This window comes from Gilliamella sp. B2923, assembly GCF_026536565.1.
Classification (GTDB): Bacteria; Pseudomonadota; Gammaproteobacteria; order Enterobacterales; family Orbaceae; genus Gilliamella.
This window is the reverse complement of sequence record NZ_JAFNNZ010000009.1, coordinates 85,134-97,913: the sequence shown is the minus strand read 5'-3', so window position 1 is coordinate 97,913 and position 12,780 is coordinate 85,134. Positions and strand designations below refer to the sequence as shown.

Sequence of the window (12,780 nt, the reverse complement as noted above, 5' to 3'; positions counted from 1 at the left end):
TTGCTGTCTCAAGGGCTGCGTATACTACGCTACACCTTTTTATTCGTCAAGATCTTTTTTTAAAAAATTTGATCTTGCTCACTAACCACTTTTCCCGTCTGCTTTCGCTGACGCCGTGTCAGTGGATGCGCATTATAGGCACTTCATTTTTTTTAGCAAGTAAAAATAACAAATTCTTTAACTGTTCGAATAAGGTTTAAACACCGACAACTTTAATGCATTGATATTTATTAAGATTATATTCAGATAATTTTTGAGCTAACTTTTCAACATATTGGTTATGCGCTGTACTTAATATTAAGTTTTCTTTAGCTGGTGTTTTTGCTTGATGAACTTCATATTGATCTTTTAGCAAATTATAAACTCGTGAGGCAATAGCATTACCCGAATCAATAAATGTGGCATTAGGGAAAAGGTGTTTTAATTCTTCTTTTATAAAAGGGTAATGGGTACAACCTAGGACAATGGTGTCCGGTATCACTGGCAAGCATAACCATGGCTGTAACAATTCTTTCAGTTGTTGCATATCGACAGCAATGCCTTGCAATTTATTTTCAGCAATATGCGCCAACTCAGATAATCCCAATAACTCAACAGTGCAATCGGGTGCAAACTGTTGTATTAGATTGTTGGTGTAGGCTCGCTGTATTGTGGCTTTGGTTGCTAACAGTCCAATACATTTATTTTGAGTTATTTGACTTGCCGGTTTGATCGCCGGCACAACACCAACAATAGGAAAGCTGAATTTTTCCCGCAAGCTTGGTAAACAGATTGTGCTGGCTGTGTTGCAGGCAATAACGGCTAAATCGATAGTATGTGATTTGCTAATTGTATCAATCACCGCAATGACTCTATTAATAAGAAAGCTTGAGGATTTATCCCCATAAGGAAACATTTCATTATCAAATGCATAAATATAATGCACATTAGGCATTTTATTATGGATTTCGTTATAGACAGATAATCCGCCAACACCGGAATCAAACACCAATACTGTGGGAAGTTTTCTTACAATATTCATATTTCGCTAGCAATGATTGGAAAAGTTAAACGAGCACTATCGTAAATTGATTAGAAATTTATGCAAGTAATTTTGTTTAAGGTAATACTGGCTTTTTGGCTAATAAATTATTAAAATAGACGTCTAGATGGTAAAACTGCTAAATTTAAGCATTTTATATTAAAAGATTATATTTAAGCATTGCATTAAAAAAGTTAAAGAAGGTATATATGTCAGAATTTCTATTTACTTCAGAATCCGTTTCAGAAGGTCACCCAGATAAAATCGCCGATCAAATATCTGATGCTGTGCTTGATGCTATTTTAAAACAAGACCCTAAAGCACGTGTTGCGTGTGAAACTTACGTCAAAACCGGTATGGCTTTAGTTGGCGGTGAAATTACTACTTCAGCATGGGTAGATATTGAAGAATTGACCCGAAAAACGATTTACGATATTGGTTATACCAGTTCAGATATGGGGTTTGATGCAAATTCTTGTGCGGTGTTAAATGCAATTGGTAAGCAGTCACCGGATATCAATCAAGGGGTTGATCGTCAAAATCCATTAGAACAAGGTGCCGGTGATCAGGGTATTATGTTTGGCTATGCAACTAATGAGATGCCAAATTTAATGCCGGCAGCCATTAGTTATGCTCACGATTTGATGCGTCGTCAAGCTCAAGTACGGAAAAACGGCACACTTCCTTGGTTAAGACCAGATGCCAAAAGTCAAGTTACCCTTATTTATCAAGACGGTAAAATTAAAGGTGTTGATACAATTGTATTATCAACTCAGCATTCAGAAGATATCGAACAAAACACATTACATGAAGCGGTAATGGAAGAAATTATTAAACCAACCTTACCAGCCGAATGGTTAACAGCCAGAACAAAATATTTTATCAATCCTACCGGACGCTTTGTGATTGGTGGTCCAATGGGTGATTGTGGTTTAACCGGTCGTAAAATTATTGTCGATACTTATGGTGGAGCAGCACGCCATGGCGGCGGTGCGTTTTCTGGTAAAGATCCGTCAAAAGTTGACCGTTCTGCTGCTTATGCTGCCCGTTATGTGGCTAAAAATATTGTTGCGGCGGGACTTGCTGATAGATGTGAATTACAAATTTCTTATGCTATTGGTATCGCACATCCAACATCGATTTATGTCAACACTTTTGGTACAGAAAAAGTTGCCCACGATAAGATCGTTGCTTTAATTGAAGAGTTTTTTGATTTAAGACCTTATGGATTAATTCAAATGCTTGATCTTATTAAGCCGATTTACCAACAAACCGCATCCTACGGCCATTTTGGACGAGATATTTTCCCTTGGGAAAAAACCGATAAAGCAGCACTACTACGCGATGCAGCAGGATTATAAGCGAATACCCATTCACTTACACAATCAGGTAATGGCTTGTTTAAGAATGCACTTAAAACAAGCCAATCAAGTATTAAATACCCAATATGGCGAGCCTAAAATTACTTATAAACCTAAAGGAAGTATTGCAGGCTGCGCCTATTTGGCGCGTTGGGAAATTCAACTTAATTCAAGAATGCTTATCGATAATGGCGCCGCCTTTATCGAAGAAGTCGTTCCCCACGAATTAGCACATCTGATTGTATTTAAACAGTATGGTAAAGTGAAGCCTCACGGAGTGCAGTGGCAATCGGTTATGTCTGAGATAATGGGAAAAGCACCGAAAACCACACATAATTTTGCCATTAAACGTGAAGATTACTTATATCATTGCCAATGTCAGGAACATCGTTTATCGAAAATCAGACATAATAAAATTAATCACAATAAGACTAGTTATGTTTGTCGTAAATGCGGTACTATACTTAAACTCAAAAACACCATTTAATATTGAAACATTCGATGCCTAAGTTTGATTTCCATTTTTATAAAAGCTCTATTTTCATTGTTGCACTTAGTGCTATTTTATATATTTTAGGTAATTTTCTTATTCCTCTTTATAACGGGCTTAGTGTCACTATTGTTGAGCATATCCAATCACTTTTTTTATTATTTATGTTTGGTTATACCTATCATTATGCAAAAAGTGTGAAAAACCATAAATCGCTTTATGAATTTTGGATCTGGACTATTTTTTGGTGGTTTATGCTTTTTGGTCGAGGTATTAGCTGGGGTCGTGACTTTTTCCCCGAGGTGCCCCGTTTCTACTATAAAATCATTGCTGGTATCGTAATGGGAATACCATTTTTAACTCTCTTTTTACCAACAATACGTCAAGAGATAGCTCGCCGTTATCAATATGAGCAAGTTCCAGTTTGGCATATCTTATTTGCGTTTCTCTTTTTAGGGATTGCCGATATTGCTGAACATCATCGAATTGGTCATCAATTGTTAGTTTTAAGTCACGAAAGAAAAGATCTTATTGAAGAGTTAATGGAAATCCCTTGTTTGCTTTGTTTAGCACTAACAACATTTTATATGCAAAAAAATGAGCAAAAGAGGTTAAATTCACCATGTTAAGTTATCGTCATAGTTATCATGCAGGTAATCATGCCGATGTGTTAAAACACATTGTGTTAACACTATGTATTGAATCACTAAAAGAGAAAGAAAAACCATTTTTATATTTAGATACCCATAGCGGAGCTGGTCGTTATTTGCTACAAAGTGAGCATGCCGAAAAAACCGGTGAATATCTTTCCGGTATAAATTTATTATGGCAACAAGCAACTGTTCCACAACAGCTCACCACGTATTTGCAGGTTTTAAAGCGCTATAATCCGTTTGACACGTTAAAATATTATCCGGGTTCACCTTTGATTGCCAAACAACTATTAAGAGAGCAAGATAAGCTTAATTTAACTGAGTTGCATCCAACAGATTACCCGCTGTTAAAACAGGAATTTAGTAAAGATAAACGAGCTAAAGTTTTACGAGAAGACGGGTTTGCACAACTTAAATCAAAGTTACCGCCTCCGTCCCGCCGTGGGATTATTTTGATCGACCCGTCTTATGAGATAAAAGAGGATTATCAAAAAATTCCGGCCGCACTTTATGAAGCTTATAAACGTTTTGCAACAGGGATTTACTTAATTTGGTATCCGGTTGTTTCACGCACTCAAACGCAACGAATGATCGACGGAATTATTAAGCTAGGTATTAAACGAGTGTCTCAATTTGAGCTGGCGTTAAAACCAGATAATAATCAAAAAGGCATGACCGCGTCAGGGATGATAGTGATCAATCCACCTTGGAAATTACATAATCAAATGGAAACAATTATGCCATGGTTACTTTCCGTTCTTGATACAGAAAAAACCGGAAACTTTGTTATTAAAGAGTTAGTTTCTGAGTGAAATTAAGATCGCATCCATTAAAAATGCGAGAACAATCTCGCATTTTTTAGATTCGCTATCGCAACTATTTTGCTTAACTGATGTGCAATTTTTGTCAAGAACTTTCAGAAAATACCTACGTTTTAGTAGAATTTAGGGAAAATAGTGACAAGCAAACAGATAGATCCATAAGATGATTGTTAGCAATAAGGATAAGCAGACCGCCGCTGAACCGTAGTCCTTCGCTCGTCCGGATAATTCATGTCGCTCACTTCCAATTCTATCAACCACACATTCAATAGCACTGTTAATGAGCTCAACTATCATCACAAAGCCTATTGACCCAACTAGTAAGATTCGTTCGTAAATGGAAAAATCAATAAGCATTACTATAATGTAAGCAACAACCAACAAGATGAGTTCTTGTCGGAACGCTGCTTCATTTTTAATAGCTGATTTAAATCCTTTTAATGAGTATTTTGTCGCATTGATAATGCGTTGTAGTCCTGTTGATTTTTTCACAATAACTGTCCAAATTTAAAATTATCTTGCATAACCATAATTCATAAGGCGTTGAAATCTTCTTTCAAGTAGTACCGGTAACTCCATACCTTCGAGCTCATCTAAATCATTAAGCAGTTGTGCTTTAAGTGATGCAGCAACGGCAGGATAATCTCGATGCGCTCCGCCTAGCGGTTCTGGAATGATTGAATCGATAAGATTTAACTTAATTAACTTATCAGCTGTCATATTCATGGCTTCAGCTGCAACCGGTGCTTTATCAGCACTTTTCCATAAAATTGACGCACACCCTTCCGGTGAAATAACAGAATAAGTACTATATTGTAGCATATTGACTTTATCCGCTACCCCGATAGCTAGCGCCCCGCCTGAGCCACCTTCACCGATAACGGTACAAATGGTCGGTACATTTAACCGTGACATTTCACGTAAATTACGTGCAATAGCTTCTGCCTGTCCACGCTCTTCTGCACCGATACCGGGATAAGCGCCCGGAGTATCAATAAAAGTAATAATAGGTAGTTTAAATCTTTCAGCTAATTGCATTAATCTTAATGCTTTACGATAGCCTTCTGGCGCTGGCATACCAAAATTACGGTAGATTTTTTGTTTAGTTTCACGACCTTTTTGATGACCAATAACCATTACCGGGCGCTCATCTATACGGGCAATACCCCCAACAATGGCTTTATCATCGGCATAAGCACGATCACCGGCCAACTCATCAAAATCGGTAAATATCTCTTGAATATAATCTAAGGTATAAGGTCTATTTGGATGTCTTGCTAATTGAGCAACATCCCAAGGCGATAAGCTTGCAAATATTTTTTTGGTCAACTCTCGGCTTTTTTGATTTAATTGTTTGATCTCTCTATCTAAATTGATATCTAATTCAACTTGTTGTGAATCAATGTTCTTTAAGGAATTAATTTTTGCTTCTAATTCCGCTATCGGCTTTTCAAATTCCAAAAAATTGTTCATAACGATTATGATTGCCTCTCGTTTATTTGTATTTTTTAAAAATACATTTTCTAATAAAGTATACTGACTATTTCTTAAAATAAAATTAAGCCAATTCTACTATGTAATACTCATTGAAGTCATCAACATTTAACTGTCAGCTCTTCAATTGACTCAACATTACACCATATTTAAATGGTGGTTGTTGCTTCATTTTTTCAATACCTAGACCATAAAATAAGCTCTTTAAAACACTCTTTTAAGGCGATTTATTCAAACTCAAATTCGATACGATCATTACCCAATAAAGTTTTAAGTTCTACAATGAGCGCATCTTCCGGTACAACTCGCCATGTGGTGCCAAATTGAATACGCACAACACAATCGTCACGATGATAATATAAGTTTACAGGTACACTACCATGGCGATATGGTTCAAACGTTTGTTGGATTCGTTGTAACATCGGGCGGTTTGCTTCACTTTCGGTTAAAGTCACAGCAAGACCTTTAACGTATTTCGCTCTGGCATCTTTTAAATCAACCATATCTCTGACCGACATTTTAAGTCCGCCATTGAAATCATCATGACTGACTTGTCCGGTGACAATGATGATTTTATCTTTGACTAACAGATGTCCAAATTTTTCTAAAGAGTCGGCAAAAAGCATGCCGTCAATACGGCCTGAGCGATCATCTAAGGTAAACAGACCAATTTTATTCCCTTTTTTGGTGATCCGGATTCGGGCATCAGCCACAATACCGGCAAAAGTTGCCATTTTGCCCCAACCGGTTGGCGAAGCTTCGCTAATACGCACGCCACCAGCATAACGGTTTAGCTCTTTCAAATATTGGGTAACCGGATGGCCGGTCAAATACAGACCTAATGCCTCACGCTCACCATCAAGTAATACTTGGGCGGGTAATTCCGGCACAGCAGCATAAGCATGTTCTACTTGTTCAGGCTCTTCAGCCAGAACGCCAAACATATCTTCCTGCCCAATATCTTGGGCTTTGGTATATTGATCAGCCGCTTGCATTGCATCGTTAATACTGTGCAGTATTGCGGCACGATGCGGTCCTAATTTATCAAACGCCCCCGCCATAGTCAGTTTTTCTAGTACACGACGATTAATCTTTTTCATATCTGTTCGTGCACAAAGTTCAAAAATATTTTTGAAATAACCACCACTGTTGCGTGCTTCGACAATGGCTTCAATCGGTCCTTCACCCACCCCTTTTATCGCGCCGATACCATAAACAATTTCACCTTTATCATTAACGTGAAAATGATAAAGCCCACTGTTGATATCCGGTGGATTGACTTTTAGCCCCATTCGTAAACATTCATCGACTAAACCAACAATTTTATCGGTGTTATCCATATCAGCAGTCATTACTGCTGCCATAAACTCCGCCGGGAAATGGGTTTTTAGCCATAGTGTTTGGTAAGAAACCAGCGCATATGCCGCTGAGTGGGATTTATTAAAACCATAACCGGCAAATTTTTCTACTAAGTCAAAGATGCGCATGGAAAGTTCACCATTCACACCTTGTTTTTCTGCCCCTTCTTTAAATACCGATCGCTGTTTCGCCATCTCCTCGGGCTTTTTCTTACCCATTGCACGACGTAATAAATCAGCGCCACCTAATGTATAACCGGAAAGGGTTTGAGCAATTTGCATAACCTGTTCTTGGTATAAAATAATGCCATAGGTCGGCTCTAAAATAGGTTTTAGTGATTCGTGTTGATGATTTATATCCGGATATGAGACCTCTTCCCGTCCATGTTTACGGTCAATAAAGTTATCAACCATACCGGACTGCAAAGGACCGGGACGAAATAACGCAACTAACGCTATCATATCTTCGAAACAGTCGGGTTTAAGACGTCTGATTAAATCTTTCATCCCTCGAGATTCAAGCTGGAAGACTGCTGTTGTTTCAGCTTTTAACAGTAAATCAAAAGAGGCTTGATCGTCTAACGCTATACGAGTGATATCTACCGGTGGTTTGCCTTCTCTTAATTGGCGCTGATTAATCATCTTAATTGCCCAATCAATAATGGTTAACGTTCGCAAACCTAAAAAGTCAAATTTAACTAAACCAGCATATTCAACATCATTTTTATCAAATTGGGTAACAGGATGATGACCTTCCGGATCACAATAAATTGGTGAGAAATCAGTAATTTTTGTCGGTGAAATCACCACCCCACCAGCATGCTTACCAGCGTTGCGAGTCACCCCTTCTAACTGTCGTGCAATATCGATTAATGATTTGATCTCTTCATTGTTATCGTATAATTCTTGTAGTTGTGGTTCGACCTCAAACGCTTTTGCCAGTGTCATCCCCGGATCTAAAGGAATCAGTTTCGATATGCGGTCAACAAAACCGTACGGGTGCCCTAGTACTCGCCCAACATCACGAATAACCGCTTTAGCCGCCATGGTACCGAAAGTAATAATTTGCGATACCGCCTCACGGCCATACATATCGGCCACATGATCGATAACCAAATCACGTTTTTCCATACAAAAGTCGACATCAAAGTCAGGCATGGAAACACGTTCCGGATTTAAAAATCGTTCGAAAAGCAAATCGAATGCAAGTGGATCTAAATCGGTGATTTTTAGCGCATAAGCAACCAATGAGCCTGCGCCGGATCCCCGTCCAGGGCCAACCGGAATATCATTATCTTTTGACCACTGAATAAATTCCATGACGATTAAAAAGTAGCCCGGAAATCCCATTTGGTTGATAACATTTAATTCGGTTTCTAAGCGTTCATCGTATTCAGGTCGTTTTTGCTTTCTTACTTGCGGATCAGGAAACAAAAATTCAAGCCGTTCTTCTAACCCTTCCCGGGACTTATGCACCAGAAAATCTTCAGTGGACATATCACCGGTTGGAAATTGCGGTAAGAAGTACTCACCTAGTCGAATGGTGACATTACAGCGCTTGGCGATTTCAACACTGTTTTCCAGTGCTTCCGGAATATCTGAAAACAGTTCGCACATCTCTTGTTCAGAGCGTAGATATTGTTCAGGCGAATAGTTTTTGGGTCTATTAGGATCTTCAAGTGTATTACCGTCATGAATGGCGACACGAATTTCATGCGCTTCAAAGTCAGTTGATTTTAAAAACCGCACATCATTGCTCGCAACAACTGGCAAATCATGCTGCTCAGCTAGTTCAACGACAGTATGAATAAATAACTCTTCGTTAGCTCGATTCGTTCGAACTAATTCAAAATAGAAATGGTCACGGAATGTTTGTTGATAATAATCCATGGCATTATCAATGATTGCTTGATTATCACGGATAATGCCAATACCAATATCACTTTCTCGTCCAGCCAGGATAATTAAACCTTCTTTATGCGTGGTTAACCATTCTTGATCCACAACAGGCATATCATCAATATAACCTCGTTGATAAGCTTTTGATATCAACAAAGTGAGATTTTGATACCCCTCATTATTGGCTGCAAGTAACGTTAAACGATAAATATCATCTGACAATTGTGGGCTACGAATAGCTAAATCAGCACCAATAATTGGTTTGATCCCTTTTGACATTGCTGAGCCATAAAATTTTACAAGCCCACAAAGATTGGTAAAGTCAGTAATTGCAAAAGCCGGCATTTGCAACTTGCTCACTTCATTTACCAATGCACCGACTTTAGCAATGCCATCGACCATTGAAAAATCGCTATGTAAATGAAGATGAATAAACTTAGGTTCCGCCATATTTACCAGAAATAATTATGCTTAAAAAATTGTTTTGAATTATAACACAAGCAATATGAATATTCTTATTCTCTTTATCTTTTGCCAAGAACGGGGCAAAAGGGGATAAACTTAACTCCCATAATATATGGCTTACGGAAGTTAAGCGAAATTAGCATAAATTTTAAAAAACGTTTACTGACGGCGCAGCCCATACGCATTAGCCGCTTTTATTGCAGCGAAAACCGTATAAGGGGTGACTTCTGACAATGAGTTGTGAATTGATTCACCTTCAGCGCAAGCCAGCTCAGCAACTTTCATTAAATCTTCATCAGTCACGTCGGCTAAACCAATTTGTGCCAGTGTGGTAGGTAATCCAACAGATTGACAAAATGCGTAAACTGTCTCAATCATATCAGGTTCACTATCAATTAACATCAACATTGCAAGTGTCCCAAACGCCACTTTTTCACCGTGCCAATACTCATGGGTTGCTTCTAATGCGGTAAAACCGTTATGAATAGCATGGGCAGCCGATAGCCCACCACTTTCAAAGCCCAGCCCAGACAAGAGCGTGTTAGCTTCAATAACATGTTCAAGTGCAGGGGTAACCACTTTTTGTTCGCAAGCTATTTTAGCTTGAACACCATATTGAAGGAGTATATCAAAACAGAATTTGGCGAGTTGGAATGCCGAAATTGGCCCCGGCCTGCCGGTCATATTTGGGGCTTTTGATTGCCGGCAATCCTCTGCTTCAAACCATGTTGCAAGCGCATCTCCCATGCCGGCTACTAAAAATCTAGCTGGCGCCTTAGCAATAACCTTTGAATCAACCAAGACTAAATCAGGATTACGTGGCAACATGAAATAACGTTTAAATTCGCCGTTCGGGGTATAAATAACAGATAATGCACTACATGGCGCATCAGTAGAGGCAAGCGTTGGCACCACAACGCAAGGATAATTCAACTCCGCAGCCACCGCTTTTGCGGTATCGATAGCTTTTCCGCCACCAATGCCAACAATCACATCAATTCCATTTGCTTCGACTAAAGCTGAAATTCGAGCTATCTCTTCATCACAACATTCACGATTAAATATATCAATGGCAAATTTGATATTACCGTCTAAAGATTTTTCAATTGTTGTAGATAGATTTTTATGTGCCGATGGGCTTTGCAGTAATAATGCTTTTTTGCCTAATCTGGCTAACTCTTGACCTAAACAATGTTCAATTGCATTGTCACCTTGGATATAACGATTCGGAAAAAGTGCAGTTGTGATCATAATAACAGCTCCCAACAAAGGTAAATAAATATCTGTTTATCAATAAAACTATTATCTTTAGGTAATGGCGAAAGATAGTAATGCTCTATGATTCATTACAACATACGCTTTTATTATTGATAATCCACAGGATTTTTAAAAAAATGAGGGATATGCCACATTTTATAAGTATATTTTTTCAGAATTGATAGAAAATAGGAAAGGATTCCCGTCACCTAGCTGGGACGGGAAAATAGTAGCTGTCTTAAACTTTTTTGAATAGTACAGAACCGTTAGTGCCACCAAAACCAAATGAATTGCAAAGCGCATATTCAAGATTTTTAACTTGGCGAGCAGTGTGCGGGACATAATCAAGATCGCATCCTTCATCAGGATTGTCTAAATTAATTGTCGGTGGAACAGCCTGATCACGTAAAGCAAGTACAGTAAAGATTGATTCAACGGCACCGGCTGCACCTAATAGATGCCCGATCATCGATTTAGTTGAACTCACCATTACTTTGTTAGCGTTTTCTTTGAAAACACTTTTTACTGCTTGAGTTTCAGCTTTATCACCAGCAGGTGTTGAAGTACCGTGCGCATTAATATAACCGACTTGTTCCGGCGTAATACCTGCGTCACGTATCGCACATTTCATGGCTAAAGCTGCACCACTTCCATCTTCCGGCGGTGAAGTCATATGATAAGCATCGCCACTCATACCAAAACCGACAATTTCAGCATAAATTTTTGCACCACGTTTTTTCGCATGTTCATACTCTTCTAAGAACATGATCCCTGCACCATCACCAAGAACAAAACCGTCACGGTCTTTATCCCACGGGCGACTTGCGCCTTTTGGATTGTCATTATTAGTCGATAATGCACGAGCTGCACCAAAACCGCCAATACCGAGTGGTGTACTGGCTTTTTCACCGCCACCAGCTAACATTCCGTCAGCATCACCATAGGCTATCATTCGGGCAGCATGACCAATATTATGAACACCGGAAGAACAAGCTGTTGCAATGGTAATACTTGGTCCTTTTAATCCATAAATGATAGATAAGTGACCAGCGATCATATTAACAATCGTTGAAGGGACAAAGAACGGGCTAATTTTACGTGGACCGCCATTAATTAGCGCACTGTGATTTTCTTCAATTAACCCAAGACCGCCAATACCGGAACCAATGGCACAACCAATACGTTCTGAATTTTCTTCCGTTATTTCAATGCCGGCATCTTGCATTGCTTGCATACCAGCAGCAATACCATATTGGATAAAATAATCCATTTTACGGGCATCTTTGCGTGTAATATTATAATCTTCGCCGTTAAAGTTTTTAACCATCGCTGCGAAGCGTGTGGCAAATGGGGCTGTATCAAAGTGTTCGATGAGCTCAACTCCACTTTGACCTGCTAGTAACGCTTGCCAAGTGGATTCAACTGTATTACCTACTGGAGATATCATGCCCATTCCAGTAACAACAACTCTGCGTTTAGACACATTGTCCTCCAGAAAAGGATTGAAATGAAATTTGAATCATTAAAAGTTTACGTTAAGTTTCACGCTTACTTTATGCCTCATTCGCTATGCGAAAAAATGTAGGCATAAAATAAACTAGGCGATCATGTGACCGCCTATTGTGAACATTCTGCTAACCCTATTGATTTGCAGTAATATAATCAATTGCTGATTGAACAGTTGTGATTTTTTCAGCATCTTCATCAGGAATTTCAGTATCAAATTCTTCTTCTAAAGCCATAACTAGTTCAACGTTATCAAGAGAGTCAGCGCCAAGATCTTCAATAAAAGAAGATTCATTTCTTACTTCTTCCTCTTTTACACCAAGTTGCTCAACAATAATTTTCTTAACTCGCTCTTCGATAGTGCTCATACTCTTTTTTTCCTATAAATATCGCCAAAAGCGGCGGTGAATGTAAGTTTATAAAATGTTGAAAAAGATGCAAATCATTTTTCAACC

At 38.7% G+C, this 12,780-nt stretch carries 12 protein-coding genes; 5 read left to right on the top strand and 7 right to left on the bottom strand.

The window, feature by feature from the left end; translation table 11 throughout:
* A partial coding sequence (locus J3U42_RS10170) for a hypothetical protein (protein WP_267336382.1) occupies nt 1-200 on the top strand: 200 nt, incomplete at its 5' end.
* Here J3U42_RS10170 and murI read toward each other — a convergent pair.
* A complete protein-coding gene (gene murI / locus J3U42_RS10165; RefSeq protein WP_267336381.1) occupies nt 197-1,021 on the bottom strand; it encodes a glutamate racemase in 825 nt (274 codons plus the stop codon). The two genes, J3U42_RS10170 and murI, sit on opposite strands and share 4 nt — an antisense overlap.
* 209 nt (nt 1,022-1,230) lie before the next feature.
* Here murI and metK point away from each other — a divergent pair, with 209 nt between their 5' ends.
* Genes metK through J3U42_RS10145 form a run of 4 tightly spaced genes read left to right on the top strand, consistent with a single transcriptional unit; the run spans nt 1,231 to nt 4,337 of the window.
* Nucleotides 1,231-2,382 carry a methionine adenosyltransferase gene (gene metK / locus J3U42_RS10160; RefSeq protein ID WP_220218183.1) on the top strand — a complete coding sequence of 384 codons (1,152 nt, stop codon included), beginning with the start codon at nt 1,231-1,233 and terminating at the stop codon, nt 2,380-2,382.
* Nucleotides 2,366-2,869 (top strand): SprT family zinc-dependent metalloprotease, encoded by a 504-nt coding sequence (locus J3U42_RS10155; RefSeq protein ID WP_267328813.1) that lies wholly within the window; start codon nt 2,366-2,368, stop codon nt 2,867-2,869. Before metK ends, J3U42_RS10155 begins: the two co-directional genes overlap by 17 nt.
* Before the next feature lie 14 nt (nt 2,870-2,883).
* Nucleotides 2,884-3,501, top strand: a complete 618-nt coding sequence (locus J3U42_RS10150) for a hypothetical protein (protein WP_267336380.1) — start codon at nt 2,884-2,886, stop codon at nt 3,499-3,501.
* Entirely contained in the window at nt 3,495-4,337 is an 843-nt protein-coding gene (locus J3U42_RS10145) for a 23S rRNA (adenine(2030)-N(6))-methyltransferase RlmJ (RefSeq protein WP_267336379.1), read from the top strand. The genes J3U42_RS10150 and J3U42_RS10145 overlap by 7 nt, the downstream gene beginning before the upstream one ends.
* A gap of 132 nt (nt 4,338-4,469) precedes the next feature.
* Here J3U42_RS10145 and J3U42_RS10140 read toward each other — a convergent pair whose 3' ends face one another.
* From J3U42_RS10140 to acpP, 6 genes are all read right to left on the bottom strand, one after another.
* Nucleotides 4,470-4,838 carry a diacylglycerol kinase gene (locus J3U42_RS10140; RefSeq protein WP_255556147.1) on the bottom strand — a complete coding sequence of 123 codons (369 nt, stop codon included), beginning with the start codon at nt 4,836-4,838 and terminating at the stop codon, nt 4,470-4,472.
* Between the two features lie 21 nt (nt 4,839-4,859).
* Entirely contained in the window at nt 4,860-5,819 is a 960-nt protein-coding gene (gene accA, locus J3U42_RS10135; RefSeq protein ID WP_267328812.1) for an acetyl-CoA carboxylase carboxyl transferase subunit alpha, read from the bottom strand.
* 248 nt (nt 5,820-6,067) lie between these two features.
* Nucleotides 6,068-9,547, bottom strand: a complete 3,480-nt coding sequence (dnaE, locus tag J3U42_RS10130; protein WP_267328811.1) for a DNA polymerase III subunit alpha — start codon at nt 9,545-9,547, stop codon at nt 6,068-6,070.
* Between the two features lie 174 nt (nt 9,548-9,721).
* Entirely contained in the window at nt 9,722-10,813 is a 1,092-nt protein-coding gene (locus J3U42_RS10125; protein ID WP_267336378.1) for a glycerol dehydrogenase, read from the bottom strand.
* A 244-nt stretch (nt 10,814-11,057) separates the two neighbouring features.
* A complete protein-coding gene (gene fabF / locus J3U42_RS10120) occupies nt 11,058-12,302 on the bottom strand; it encodes a beta-ketoacyl-ACP synthase II (RefSeq protein ID WP_255556148.1) in 1,245 nt (414 codons plus the stop codon).
* Nucleotides 12,303-12,459: 157 nt separating this feature from the next.
* Nucleotides 12,460-12,693: an acyl carrier protein gene (gene acpP, locus J3U42_RS10115; protein WP_220218190.1), complete on the bottom strand. Its 234-nt coding sequence runs from the start codon at nt 12,691-12,693 to the stop codon at nt 12,460-12,462.
* Nucleotides 12,694-12,780 lie beyond the last annotated feature (87 nt).